This window comes from Streptomyces sp. NPDC058295, assembly GCF_042880655.1.
Classification (GTDB): domain Bacteria; phylum Actinomycetota; class Actinomycetes; order Streptomycetales; family Streptomycetaceae; genus Streptomyces; species Streptomyces coriariae.
The window spans coordinates 1-12609 of the sequence record NZ_JBHVYO010000040.1; the positions used below are offsets into that span (position 1 = coordinate 1).

11 protein-coding genes and 1 pseudogene are annotated in these 12609 nt (G+C 71.9%); 4 read left to right on the forward strand and 8 right to left on the reverse strand.

What is annotated here, in order from left to right; all coding sequences use genetic code 11:
* Window positions 1-251: 251 nt before the first annotated feature.
* Window positions 252-776 carry a gluconokinase gene (locus ACFVYS_RS32955; protein ID WP_389508049.1) on the reverse strand — a complete coding sequence of 175 codons (525 nt, stop codon included), beginning with the start codon at window positions 774-776 and terminating at the stop codon, window positions 252-254.
* A 157-nt stretch (window positions 777-933) separates the two neighbouring features.
* Here ACFVYS_RS32955 and ACFVYS_RS32960 point away from each other — a divergent pair, with 157 nt between their 5' ends.
* A complete protein-coding gene (locus tag ACFVYS_RS32960; RefSeq protein ID WP_389508051.1) occupies window positions 934-1896 on the forward strand; it encodes a 2-hydroxyacid dehydrogenase in 963 nt (320 codons plus the stop codon).
* A 9-nt stretch (window positions 1897-1905) separates the two neighbouring features.
* Here the strand turns inward: ACFVYS_RS32960 and ACFVYS_RS32965 are convergent, their stop codons facing one another.
* The gene (locus ACFVYS_RS32965) at window positions 1906-2793 is read right to left on the reverse strand and encodes a cyclase family protein (RefSeq protein WP_389508053.1); all 888 of its coding nucleotides are present in this window, start codon (window positions 2791-2793) and stop codon (window positions 1906-1908) included.
* 60 nt (window positions 2794-2853) lie between these two features.
* Window positions 2854-4680 (reverse strand): glycoside hydrolase family 15 protein, encoded by a 1827-nt coding sequence (locus ACFVYS_RS32970; RefSeq protein WP_389508055.1) that lies wholly within the window; start codon window positions 4678-4680, stop codon window positions 2854-2856.
* Window positions 4681-5303: 623 nt separating this feature from the next.
* Between ACFVYS_RS32970 and ACFVYS_RS32975 the strand changes: the two genes are divergently transcribed.
* Entirely contained in the window at window positions 5304-6224 is a 921-nt protein-coding gene (locus tag ACFVYS_RS32975) for an aldose 1-epimerase family protein (RefSeq protein ID WP_389508057.1), read from the forward strand.
* A 106-nt stretch (window positions 6225-6330) separates the two neighbouring features.
* Window positions 6331-6477: pseudogene (locus ACFVYS_RS32980) on the forward strand (thioesterase family protein); the annotation flags it as partial.
* A gap of 36 nt (window positions 6478-6513) precedes the next feature.
* Here the strand turns inward: ACFVYS_RS32980 and ACFVYS_RS32985 are convergent.
* The 4 genes from ACFVYS_RS32985 to ACFVYS_RS33000 form a co-directional block, all read right to left on the reverse strand.
* Window positions 6514-7239: an SCO4225 family membrane protein gene (locus tag ACFVYS_RS32985; RefSeq protein WP_389508059.1), complete on the reverse strand. Its 726-nt coding sequence runs from the start codon at window positions 7237-7239 to the stop codon at window positions 6514-6516.
* 193 nt (window positions 7240-7432) lie between these two features.
* A complete protein-coding gene (locus tag ACFVYS_RS32990) occupies window positions 7433-7942 on the reverse strand; it encodes a hypothetical protein (protein ID WP_389508061.1) in 510 nt (169 codons plus the stop codon).
* 30 nt (window positions 7943-7972) lie between these two features.
* Entirely contained in the window at window positions 7973-9043 is a 1071-nt protein-coding gene (locus ACFVYS_RS32995) for a LacI family DNA-binding transcriptional regulator (RefSeq protein WP_389508063.1), read from the reverse strand.
* 124 nt (window positions 9044-9167) lie between these two features.
* Window positions 9168-10130: an NAD(P)H-dependent flavin oxidoreductase gene (locus ACFVYS_RS33000; RefSeq protein WP_389508065.1), complete on the reverse strand. Its 963-nt coding sequence runs from the start codon at window positions 10128-10130 to the stop codon at window positions 9168-9170.
* A gap of 172 nt (window positions 10131-10302) precedes the next feature.
* On the opposite strand from ACFVYS_RS33000, the gene ACFVYS_RS33005 reads away from it, so the two are divergent.
* Window positions 10303-11853 (forward strand): alpha-1,2-mannosidase, encoded by a 1551-nt coding sequence (locus tag ACFVYS_RS33005; protein ID WP_389508067.1) that lies wholly within the window; start codon window positions 10303-10305, stop codon window positions 11851-11853.
* Window positions 11854-11883: 30 nt separating this feature from the next.
* On the opposite strand, the gene ACFVYS_RS33010 is transcribed toward ACFVYS_RS33005, so the two are convergent.
* Window positions 11884-12555 (reverse strand): sortase domain-bontaining protein, encoded by a 672-nt coding sequence (locus ACFVYS_RS33010; protein WP_389508069.1) that lies wholly within the window; start codon window positions 12553-12555, stop codon window positions 11884-11886.
* Window positions 12556-12609 lie beyond the last annotated feature (54 nt).

Below are 12609 nucleotides of genomic sequence, written 5' to 3' on the forward strand. Positions count from 1 at the left end.
CCGCTACGAAAAACGCGCCTACATCTACCTCGGCACCGTCACCCTCGCAGCCCTCACCATCTGGCTCCGAACATGATCCGAGAAACAGTCCCTAGGAGTCGTCGGCTGTCCGGGCCGCAGTGCCCGCCCGGAGGGGGCCGCTGAGCCGCGTCACTCCGGACAAGTAATCGACAATCGGAACATTTAGCGCCAAATTTCACCGTAACGGGTGGGTGGGGCAGGAGCGACCCGGGAGCCGGACAGGTGCGCGGTCACCTGATCTCCCGTACGGCGTGCGCCGCCTTGTCGGCGATCGTCTGCGGGTCGGCCGCCGCGTCGACGGTCAGGCCGGGCTCGTTCGGACGCAGGGGTTCGAGAGCGGCGTACTGGGAGTCCACCAGCCGGGCGGGCATGAAATGGTCCACCCGGCCTGCGACCCTCCGGGCGGCGGTATCCCGGTCGAGCGCCAGGTACAAGAACCACGTGCCTGCGCCTGCGCTGCGGAACAGATCCCGGTACTCGTGCTTGAGGGCCGAGCAGGCCATCACCCCGCCCCGGCCGTCGTCGGTCGCCTCGCGGATCCGGTCGGCGATGGACAGCAGCCACGGCCGACGATCCTGGTCGTCGAGCGGCCGGCCTGCGGCCATCTTGGCGCGGTTCGCGGCCGTGTGGACGTCGTCCGCTTCCAGAAAGGGGACCGCGAGCCGCTGTGCGAGCAGCCGCCCCACGGTGGACTTCCCCGAACCCGAGACGCCCATGACCACCACGACCGGGGGTGCCGGATCGGTTGTGGCCATGGTGAACCTCCGAGGCCATCGGGCCCTGGGTGAGCTGCGGTGTCCGCTGCGGGAGTCGAGATGCCTTGGGAGATCGCCGCCGTGTGCTCGCGCCGGCAGCGACACGGACAGCCGGGCCTACTCGGGCGCTTTGAGGGTATTCATCTAGATTTGTATCATGAGTCCGATGGACCGTCCTGCCGATCCGGGCGCCGCGAGGTTCCTGCTTCCGTACCCGCCCTCACGGATCGGCGGCCTGCCCGGGGGACTGCCCGTGGCGGTGTGGGAGGGCACAGGCGATCCGCCCGCCGACGAGAGCCTGGCGGAGGTGGAGTTCTTCGTCATCCCCTACGGCCGCACGGACGTCGCGGTGGCGCTGCTGCCGCGCATGCCGCGGCTGCGGGTCGTCCAGTCCCTGTCCGCCGGTGTCGACGAACTCGTGAAGTACATTCCCGCCGGCGTCGTGCTCTGCAACGCCAAGGGAGTGCACGACGCCAGCACCGCAGAGCTGGCCGTGACACTCGCCCTCGCGTCGCTGCGCGGAATCCCCGGCTTCATCCGTGCCCAGGAGACCGAGGAATGGCTGTCCGGCTTCCACCCGGCGCTGGCCGACCGCACCGTCCTGCTCGTGGGCTACGGCTCCATCGCCGCCGCCGCCGAGGACCGGCTCATCCCCTTCGAGTGCGACATCCTGCGGGTCGCCCGGACTGCCCGCACTGCCGCGCGCGGCCCCGTCCACGCCCTCTCCGATCTGCCCGAACTCCTGCCCCGCGCCGACATCGTGGTGCTCACCGTCCCGCTCACCGACGACACCCGCGGCCTGGTCGACGCGGGCTTTCTCGCTCTCATGCCGGACGGCGCCCTGCTGGTCAACGTGTCCAGGGGCGCGGTGGTGGAGACCGACGCGCTGCTCGCCGAACTCAGGACGGGACGGCTGAGCACGGCCCTCGACGTCACCGACCCCGAGCCGCTGCCGGCCGGGCATCCGCTCTGGCACGCGCCCAACACGCTGATCAGCCCTCACGTCGGAGGCAACAGCTCGGCTTTTCTGCCGCGGGCTCTACGGCTGATCCGCACCCAACTGCTGCGTTACGACGCCGGAGAGCCGCTGGAGCACACCGTGCTGCCTCGTGAGCTCTGAGCCGGTGGGTCAGAGGACGGCGATCGGGTTGACCGGTGAGCCGGTGGCGTCCGGCAGCCTCAGCGGCGCGATCACGCAGAGGAAGGACCAGCGTCCCTCGGCCTCGCAGACCGGTGCCAGATCCTCGAACTGCAGGTAGTCCAGCAGATGAAGGCCCATGGCGTGGACCGCCAGCACATGCACGGGGAAGTCGACACCCTCGGTGGAACTCGGGGCCGTGTCGTTGTTCCCGTCACCACCGAGCACGGCGACCCGCCGGTCCGCCAGGAACTCCAGCGCCGACGGGTGGAGCCCGGCGCGCTCACGTGCCGCGTGCCACGCTCCCAGTTCGGTGCGGCGTCGGCGGTGGCCGACCCGGACGAAGAGGAGATCGCCCTCTCCCACGCGGGCGTGCTGGGCGGTCTCGGCCGCGGCGAGGTCGTCGGCGGTCACGTGATCACCCGGTTCGAGCCAGGGCACCCCGCGCAGCCGCGGAACGTCCAGCAGCACGCCACGTCCCACGATCCCGTCGCCCACCGCATCGAGGGAGAGCGCCGTGGCCCCGCCCATCGTGACGCTGCTGGCGGAAACGCCGCCGTGCAGGGTGCCGTCGTAGATCACGTGGCACAGAGCGTCGAGATGGCTGTCGGCATCGCCGTGCACGTTCATCGCGAAGCTGTCCCTCGCGAAGTGCAGTCCGCTCGAGGCCCCTTCGCCTGGCTGCCCGCTCATCCGGTGCTTCGCGGGCTCCGGATTGTCCGGGCCGGTCAGCGTCTCCACCGGCGCGGCGAGCGTCACCGTCCGGCCGCTCCGCACCTCCTGGGCGGCGGCCACCACCCGGGCAGGCGTGAGCGCGTCCAAAGCGCCCCGCTCGCCCGAGGCCCAGGCGGCGCGCGAGAGCAGGCGCCGGTACAGCACACCGAATTGCTCCTCGGTCAGCCGTGGCGGTCCCGTCGGACGGGCACGGGTTGCCACGGGTCAGCGCCCTTGCTCCGCGTCGAGCGCCCGGTCGAGGGTGGTGGCCGCCATGATGAGCGACAGGTGGGTGAACGCCTGTGGGAAGTTGCCCAGTTGCTCCCCACTCGGACCCACCTCCTCGGCGAAGAGACCGACGTGGTTGGCATAGGTCTGCATCTTCTCGAAGGTGTAGCGGGCCTGGGACAGCCGCCCCGCCCGGGCCAGCGCATCGACGTAGAGGAAGGTGCACAGACTGAAGGTGCCCTCCGAGCCGCGCAGTCCGTCCGGCGACGCCGCCGGGTCGTAGCGGTAGACCAGGCTGTCGGAGACGAGCTTGCGGTCCATCGCGTCGAGGGTGGAAAGCCAGGCCGGGTCCTTCGGGGCGATGAAGCCGACCCTCGGCATGAGCAGGAGGGAAGCATCCAGGACATCGCCTCCGTAGTGCTGGACGAAGGCGCGCTCGTTCTCGCTCCAGCCGCGGTCCATGACCTGCTCGAAGATGGCGTCCCTGGCGCTGCGCCACTTCACCAGATCTGCGGGCCTGCGGAACTGCTCGGCCAGGCTCAGCGCGTGGTCGAATGCGACCCAGGACATCACCCGGCTGTAGGTGAAGTCCTGACGGCCCCCGCGTGTCTCCCAGATGCCCTCGTCCGGCCGGTCCCAGGCGTCGGCGAACCAGTCAAGCATCCTGGCCAGCGCCTTCCATGCCGGGTAGGTCGCCTGCGGCATGATCTCGCGGCCCTGGGACACCGCGTAGATGGCCTCGCCGTAGATGTCCAGCTGGAGCTGGTCGGCGGCGCCGTTGCCGACGCGGACGGGGAAGGAGCCTCGGTAGCCCTCGAAGTGTTCGAGTATCTCTTCCGGCAGGTCGGGGCTGCCGTCGACCCGGTACATCGTCTGGATCGGCTCCTCCTCCTTGCCCTCGCGCTCGTGCAGCCTGTCCATGAGCCAGTGCACGAAGGCCGTGGCCTCCTCGACGAAGCCCAGGTCCAGCATGGCCCGCACCGACAGCGCGCCGTCGCGGACCCAGGTGAACCGGTAGTCCCAGTTGCGCTCACCGCCGACCTGCTCGGGCAGGCCCATGGTGGCCGCCGCGATGAGGGCGCCGGTGGGGGCATAGGTGAGGAGCTTGAGGGTGATGACCGAACGGTGCACCAGCTCGGGCCAGCGGCCCCGATAGCGGGACTGGCGCAACCAGTCCTGCCAGAAGCGGCCGGTGTCATCGACCTGTGCGGTGAGCCCGTCGGCCGTGAGCGGCGCGGGCGCCTCGCCGCCGGACGCGCAGACGGTGAACACGGCGCCTCCCGACTCGCCGGCGCTCAGCGTCACCCTGCCGCGTACGTCCTGGCCGTCCCGCTCCAGCGGGAAAGAGGTCTGCAGGTGCGCGTCCATGCCCGGGGACCGGAACAGGCCTCTGTTCTCGCCGGCCCCGAGCTCCAGCCGGTGCTCGGCCCGGCCGTAGTCGAAGCGCGGTCGGCACTCGAGCGTGAAGTCGACGGTGCCGCGCACGGCCCGTACGACGCGTATCAGGGTGTGGCGGTCGGTCGCGGTGCGGGTGCGGTCCGGAGGCATGAAATCGACCACTTCACCCACCCCGTCCGGCGACATGAACCGGGTCACCAGAATGGCCGTGTCGGGGTAGTAGAGCTGCTTGCATGTCAGGTCCGGGTGTTCGGGAGCCAGCCGCATGTACCCGCCGCCGTCGTGGTCGAGCAGAGCGGCGAAGACGCTGGGCGAGTCGAACCGGGGAGCGGCGAACCAGTCCACGACACCCTGCGAGGAGACGAGCGCGGCGGTCTGCAGGTCGCCCACCAGGCCGTGTTCGGCGATGGGAGGGTAGCGGTCCATAGCTGCTCCGAAGTCTCGGAAAAGGGCTTCCCCTGCGTCCACTATCGGCCAGTCGGGTGATCCTTGCGCGTCGGAAGCCACCGAAGCGCCCGGGGGTGCCGGAGCCCGAGCAGCACACTCGGCTTGCCGACCCCCCGCCCGCCGAGCGTTACTTACTGGAGTCGGCCGGTCGCGGAAGGGGGAGCTCCTGCGCTCGGGCACCGTAGTGCCGCGCCGCCGCCGGCATCGGCGTTTCCTGCGCGCTCTCCAGCTGGAGCGAGGCACGCGGATCCCTGACCCAACTCCTGCCCAACATCGTGCTGCTGATCCTGCTGGGCGTCCTGATGCTCAGATTCCAACGGGCTGTCTGGCGGCGCATCGGCCGTCGCGGGGGGCGTTCGAGCAACGGGTGACGCCGTCGTCCCCGGCCCCGGAGACGACAGCGCGAGCACCCTGGCCTGCACCGCCGCATCCCCTTATGGCCTCAGCGGGCGAACCTGCCCGGCGTACGCGCCGACGAGAACGTGTCGCGCTTGACCCGGTCCATGAGGGGCCACACGCTTCCGACGGGAGAGCCGGCGCCGCAGGTCACCACTACGCCGGCTCTTTGAGAATGCACGCTGGGCGGACCGAGGAGGCCACACGTGCAGGAGAGCCGCACCGGACGGCAGCTGACCCTTTCTCACGGCACGCACCGTGCTGTCGTCGTCGAGCTCGGCGCGGCCCTTCGGTCCTACACGGTCGGCCAACGCACGGTGATCGACGGATTCACCGCACCTGACCGGATCACCGGCGGACGCGGCCAGATCCTCGTGCCGTGGCCCAACCGGATCCGCGACGGCCGCTACTCCTGGGACGGACAGGAGCTGCAGCTGCCGCTCACCGAGCCGGCCGGCGGCAACGCCATCCACGGACTGCTCCGGTGGGTCGCGTGGCAGGTCGTGGAGGCGAGCGACAGCCGCGCTGTCCTGGAGGTTCCGCTGTGGCCGCAGCCGGGCTACCCCTTCCACCTCCACGTCCGCGCCGAGTACGCCCTGGGCGAGCGCGGACTCGACGTCTCCGTCACCGCGCGCAACCTCGACGAGAGCGCCGCACCCTACGGCTTCGGCCAGCATCCCTACGTCACCGCGGGCACCGCCGCCGTCGACCAGGCGGTGCTGACCGTCCCCGCCCGCACGTGGTTGCGCACCGACGAACGCGGCCTGCCGGTGGCCGCCGAACCGGTCGCCGGGACCGAGTACGACTTGCGAACGCCGCGAGCTGTCGGTGCGCTCCGGCTGGACACGCCCTTCGGCGACCTCGACCGGGACGTGGACGGCCGGGCGGTGGTGCGCCTGGCCCACCCGTCGGGTGCGTTCGGTACGGACGTGTGGCTCGGCGAAGGCGCGGACTACGTGCAGCTCTACACCGGCGACACCCTCCCGCCGGGGGAACGCCGCCGTGCGGTCGCCGTCGAGCCCATGACCTGCCCGCCGGACGCCTTCCGCAGCGGCACCGGAATCATCGGCCTCGGCCCCGGCGAGCAGCACACCGTGCGGTGGGGGATCACGCCGTGGGGGGAGTGACGGCCCTGCTCGTCCAGGAAGAAGGAGAGTGCACCGAATAGGCTGACGGGACAGCGTTTATCCGGCGAATACGAGTATTTGGGCTCCCCTCGACGTTCGGGGTGGGCCCGAGGGCCACTGGACCGGCCTGGACACCACGGTCACCTTCGGCCCCACCGGCCAGGGCCTGACCAGCACCGTCCTGCACGATGTGAACGGCCCGGTCGGCCACGCCCAGCAGATCCTCACGGTCCGTCCCATGCCCGGCCCCTGACCGACCAGAGGCCGAGGGTTCCGCGGGCGCCGGATCTCAGACGGCCGGGCGGGGTTCCCGCACCCGCAGCCGGTGCGCCAGCCGGCCGAGCAGTACGGCGTTGAACAGCCCTGCCAGGGACGTACCGGCGGCGAAGAGCAACGGGCTCAGCCAGGGGAGCGAGGAGTACTCCGCGGGTGCCGACAGCGGCAGGGCCACGACGCTGATCGGTGCCGTGGCCATGAGCGGCCAGATCCCGGCGAATCCCGGGTCCGGCAGCACGTACGCGGCGAAGAGGAAGAAGCCCAGCGCCGCCGCGACCACGAGGAGGTACCCGCGCGCGAGCCAGTTGTCCACCGCGGGCGCCAGCAGTGCCCGGGCCCGCCGCGGCCGGGGACGCTCGGCGGGGTCCGGGACGCGGGGGAGGGGCGTACGGCGGCCGGAGGGCGCGACGGCTGCGGACCTCGTGACGAGGGCGCCGAGTACGGCGGCGTTCACGAGGGCGCACAGCAGGAGCCAGCCGACCCAGAAGCCGAGGGCCGCCCCCTCTACCGCCGCGCCGCCCTCGGTGCCGGGGCCGAAGGGGAGGAGCACCGCCAGGAAGGAGAGGGGCGCGGTGAGCAGCAGCGGGTCCGCGGCGAAGCCGCCCTCCGGGAACAGGGGCGTGACCGCGGCGGAGGCGGCGACCAGGGCCAGATAGCCCCGGGCCGGCCAGCTGTCCGTGGCGAGCGCGAGAAGGCGGCGCGGGCGGGGGAGGCCGTGCGAGCGCGAGGCATCGGTCATCGTGGGTCCTTCGGGTTCGGTCCGGGTTCGGTCCGGGTCGTTCAGGGCCGGTCCCGGTCGGTCCGGGTCGGTGATCTCCACGATGGATCAGGGCGCGCGTTCAGGGGTGAGTACGGATACTCAACCGTGCCAGGCGGGTTCGGGCGCCGCGGATGCGGCCGGTGGCCGTCGACGGGCTCGGTGGACGCCGTGCTCACAGTTCGGCGAGGCGGGCGAGGATGCGCCGGGGAAGCTCGGCCGCTGTCAGCCGGTACGGGGTCCAGCGGTCCTTGGAGTCCTGCTTCATGGAAGCCGAGAAACGGTAGCGCCCCCTGCTGTTGGGTTCGGCCACCATCGCCTCGAAGACGGCGCTCGGTATCAGCCAGGCCTTCATGATCGCCCCGAGTTCCACGTCGACGGCGACGAACAGCATGTCCAGGTCGGAGCGCGGCTGGAACGTCTGCGACCGCACGAACGCCATCAACTTGCCCTGCTGCACCTGCGTTCCCGTGGACATCCGGGCCTTCACCTGCACGGCCAGGGTCGTGGAACTGCCGCGCCGGTGGAAGACGAGGTCCACGCCCTCGTCGTCCACGAGCGAGGTGGAGACGTTCAGCTCACCGCCCGTGGCGAGGATGCAGGAGGCCGCGACCAGGTACTCGGCGGCCTTCCCCATCCGCGCGGCGGCCGGGCTCTTCTCCAGGTACTCCTCGTCGTCACTCATGGCGGAAATCTACTGACCGTACGCCCGGTGTCAGGCGTCGGTGGGCCCCGTGCTCTCGCGGACGATCAGGGCCGTGCCGACGAACGTCGGAGCGGGGGGCCGGTAGTCGCTCTCCAACAGGCTGCGCAGGAGGGCGAAGGCGTCGCGGCCCAGCCCCTGGAAGTCCATCCGGACGGTGGTGAGGGACGGGGTGACGAACTCCGCGTGCGGGGCGTCGTCGAACCCGATGACGCTGACGTCTCCCGGTACCGACCGCCCGGCGTGGTGCAGGGCGCGCAGCACGCCCAGCGCCAGGTCGTCGTTGCCGCACAGGATCGCCGTGACCTCCGGGTCGCGGGCGAGTTCCTGTCCCGCGTCGTAGCCGACCCGCGCGTCCCAGCCCTTGCCGCCGTGGGGTTCGGGCGGAGTGATGCCGGCCGCTTCCAGGGCGGTCCGCCAGCCCTGCGCACGCGGCCCTTCCGAGCGCCGGGTGCCCACCGACGCCGGGAGCGCGACGTAGTGGACGGTCCGGTGTCCGAGCTCCAGCAGGTGCGCGGTGGCGGCGCGGGCCGCTTCACGGTCGTCGGCCCAGACGGCCGGGCGGGGTGGGGTCCGGCCGTGTGAAGGTGCTTCGACGACCGCGGCGCACGGCACGTTCTCCGGGACCCGGTCCAGAGCCGAAGCGGCGAGCCGGTCGAAGCCGATGACCATCAGCCCGCCGCCGTCGGCCGCCGAGGAGAGCGTGCGGTCCAGGTCGTCCTCGGGCGTCAGCAGCTTCACGCCCAGCGAGTAACCCGCGGCGCGGGCCGCTTCCTCCAGACCCTGCAGAGTGGCCGCATAGCCGTAGAGGGTGGTGTTCGACGTCAGTACGGTGACCGACCGGGTGACTCCGCTGGCCAGCGCGAACGCGGTGGCGTTGCGTCGGAATCCCAGTGTCTCGATGGCCGCCTCGACCCGCTTGCGGGTCTCCTCGCGGACGTTCGGGTGGCTGTTGATGACCCTCGAGACGGTCTGGTACGAGACGCCGGCGGCCTGGGCCACGTCCCGGATACTGGCCGCCTTACGCGGTTCCGGTCCGGGATCCGAGGGGCTGTCTGGGCTGGGGTGACCGGTCGCGTCCATGGCCCGATCGTGAACGGTCACAACGTCGACCGTCAACCGGATCCGGGGTCGGACCCGGGACCGTGCCGTCATCCCCGCCGTACGGGCTGCCGCCGGCGCGCTCCTGAGCGGCGGGCCGCCCGCGTCATCGTCTTCCCGCGCGGGCCAGCGCGTCCTCGGCTTGCGTGGCGAGGTCGGCGACGAGGTCGGCGGCGGAGGGCAGGTCGTTGATGAGGTCGATGCCCTCGCCGGCCCACAGCGGCAGAGCGGGGATCTCGCCCCGTGCCACGCCGTCCCGATAGGCCTGTCCGGCTTCGGGGTCGGCGGCCAGTTCCGCCTCCCGGCCCCGCCACCGGTCGAGAAAGGGGTGGCCGAGTGTGCGGGCGGTGTACCGCGAGGGCCACCGGGAACCCCGGGCGATGTCGAGCACGCCGCTGCGTTCGGTCTCCTCACCGCGTCCCCGCACGATGGCCGTCGCCGTCGAGGGGGTGACCAGGGCCTCGGCCGTGGCCTGGAAGCGGGTGCCGAGGAGCGCCCCGGCGGCGCCCAGGGCCAGCGCGGCGGCCACCCCGCGGCCATCGGCGATCCCGCCCGCCGCGAGCACCGGCACCGGTGCCGCCAGATCCACCACGACCGGCACGAACGGCAGCGTGGACCGGCCGTGCCGGGCGCCGTGCCCCCCGCTCTCGGTGCCCTGCGCCACGATGACGTCGGCGCCCAGATCCACCGCACGCCGGGCCTCCTCCAGGTCGGTGACCTGGAGGATCAGCACCGCACCCGCCCGGCGGACGCGTTCGGCGTACGGGCTCGGGTCCCCGAACGACAGCATCACCGCCCTGGGGCCGTGCTCCACCGCGTGCTCCACCGCGGCGACGTCGATCCGCCAGGTCAGGAACCCGATCCCCCACGGCCCCGTGGTGCCTTCGGTGACAAGGGGCAGCTCGCGGGCCAGCCAGTCCCGGTCCCCGTCGCCGCTGCCCAGGAGGCCGAGCCCGCCGCCCCGGGAGACGGCCGCCGTCAGCGCGCCACCGGCCGATCCGCCCATCGGCGCCGACGCGATCGGATGCCGTACACCGAACAACTCCGTGAAGGCCGTCGACAACGTCATGCCCGCCATCATCGTCCTCGCCGGGGCGCACGGCCATCCGATCCATGAACCACGGCAACGGGGGCGGGACTTGAGCAGACGGCGCTGTCGGTGCGAGGCACTAGGGTCCACCTGGTCGCGTCACCTCCCTTTGGTGACAACATTGTTGACTGACCATCAGGAGCTGAACGCAATGAGCTTGCAGGCCACCTTCGCCGACTTCTCCGTCGACCCGGCCCGGCTGTCGAACGCCGTGGTCAGGCATGACCGCGCCGAGTTCGGCGGATCCCACCTGACGCTGGACGCGGGCGCGACGGTGACGCTGGACTTCGAGGTGGCGGATCCGGAGGACATCCCCGAGGCGACGCTCACCGTCACGGCCCTCGTCTCCAGGCTCGGCTCCGCCCCGGGCCACGCCCCGATCGACGTACTCGTCCAGGGCGAGGCGCTGGCCGAGAACCTCACCGTGCCCGGCGGCGGGGACCTTCCGCAGGACAACGTGTTCGCGGTGCCGGCCGGCATGCTCAAGCCGGGGGCCAACACCCTGGAGATACGCGCCTCGGCCGAGGCGCGCAGCACGCTCCGGCTCTACCGGATCACCCTGGACTCCGTCGACGAACGGGGCGCCTCGGAGCGCGCGCTGGCGGCGCAGGCCGCCCGGAACTCGGTCTTCGCCTACCGGACGGAACTCCGCGCCGCCCACGACTCCTCGTCGTCCTCCTGGCAGGAGGCCCCGCGGCTGGTGTTCCACCTCGACCGGGACGAGCACTCACTGCCCGCGCAGCTCGGCTGGCGAGGGGAGGACGGGACCGAATCGGCCATCAGCTTCCAGTCGAACATGTCCGACTTCCACGGCTGCCACCGCACCGCCGACGGTACGGCCTACGAGTACCGCGGCCGTCTCACCGGCGGCTGGGTCTTCCCGGAGGGTCTCGAGGAGACGTCGGCGTCCGGGCTGCACCGCTTCCGCACCGAGGAGGGCTACGGCGGTGGCTGGCACAGCTCCCATGAACTGCGGTTGCTGGTCGACGACGGCGTGGCCCCCGTGGAGCGGGTGACCTGGCGTGACCAGCGAGGAAACTCCGGCGTGGCCATGCTCCAGACCGTGCCGGGCGAAGCCGCCACCGACGCCCGGGTGGCCGACGTCGAGGCGAGCGACGAGTTCGAGGAAGTGGGGGAGACGGCGGACAACCTGTTGAACGGCTCCCGGTCCAAGTGGCTGGCGCACGACGACGCCCCCCGGCTCCACTTCACCCTCGCCCACTCCGCGGTCGTCACCTCCTACACGCTGATGTCGGCGAACGACAGCCCCGATCGCGATCCGCGCGACTGGACCCTTGAGGGCTCGCACGACGGCCGTACCTGGACGCGCCTGGACTCCCGCGCCGGGGAAACCTTCAACAGCCGCTTCGAGACGAGGGAGTTCCGCCTCCGCGCCCCCGCCTCGGGTTACCGCCACTACCGCCTCGACATCACCCGCAACTCCGGCGCGATCGAGACCCAGCTCGCCCGGGTCCGCTTCGTCGAAGGCCCCGTCGGCCGGGCGTTCACCGGTTACTACCAGCGTCACAACGAGGGCCCGATCGGCTATCGCGGTACGCCGGTCCCCACGCCCGCACCGGCATCCGCGTCCCTCGCCATCCCGGCGCCGCTGCTGGCCGCGGACCTGGAGGCGGCCGTCCAGTCCCTGACCGACACCGCCCAGACCCTGGCCGCCCTGGCGTCCCGTCTCCGCGACGGCTGAGCGAGGCGGCGCCCGGGCGCGGTCCGGAGGTCAGTCGCGCGTCGCGTAGACGATGAGGTTGTTCACCGGGTGTCCCGCGGCGTCGAAGTCGCCGTCGCAGGTGATCAGCCGCAGGGCGCGGTCCGCTGTCGGGCCGTAGACCTTCTCGGTGGGGAAGGAGTCCTTGCTGACGCTCTCGGTACCCGTGACGGAGAAGTGCGCCGCATCTCCTCGTGCGTCGGTGACGGTGATGTCCGCGCCCTCGGTGATCTTGTTGAGGTCGTGGAAGACGGCCTTGCCGAACCGGGTGTCGTTGTGGCCGATGATGACGGCGGCACCGGGCTCACCGGGCTGACCGGGCAAGGCGCCGCCGGTGTACCAGCCCGCGGTCATGCCCTTGTCGGCCGGCGGGACCTCGACGGTGCCGTCCGTGTTGAGGCCGAGCTCCATCAGGGAACCGCTGATCCCGAGCGAGGGGATGCTCACCTCGGCGGGCGCCGGGGGCTGCCCGGCCCGCGGCGCGCCGCCGGACGCGGGGGCGCCCGTGGTGGCGGAGGAACCCGGGGTGGCGGCCGCGGCGGCCTTCTCGGGGGCGGCCGAGCAGCCGGTGAGCACGGCCAGCGCCACGGGCACGACGAGGGCGACACGGACGAGCCGGGCAGCGGCCGGGGCCGGGGCCGGCAGGGTGGCACGGCGGGGTACCGGACGGTGTACGGGGGACATGGCGGGCTCCAAGCGGGGTGGGTGCATACGCGGTGACACGCGAACACACGCGGA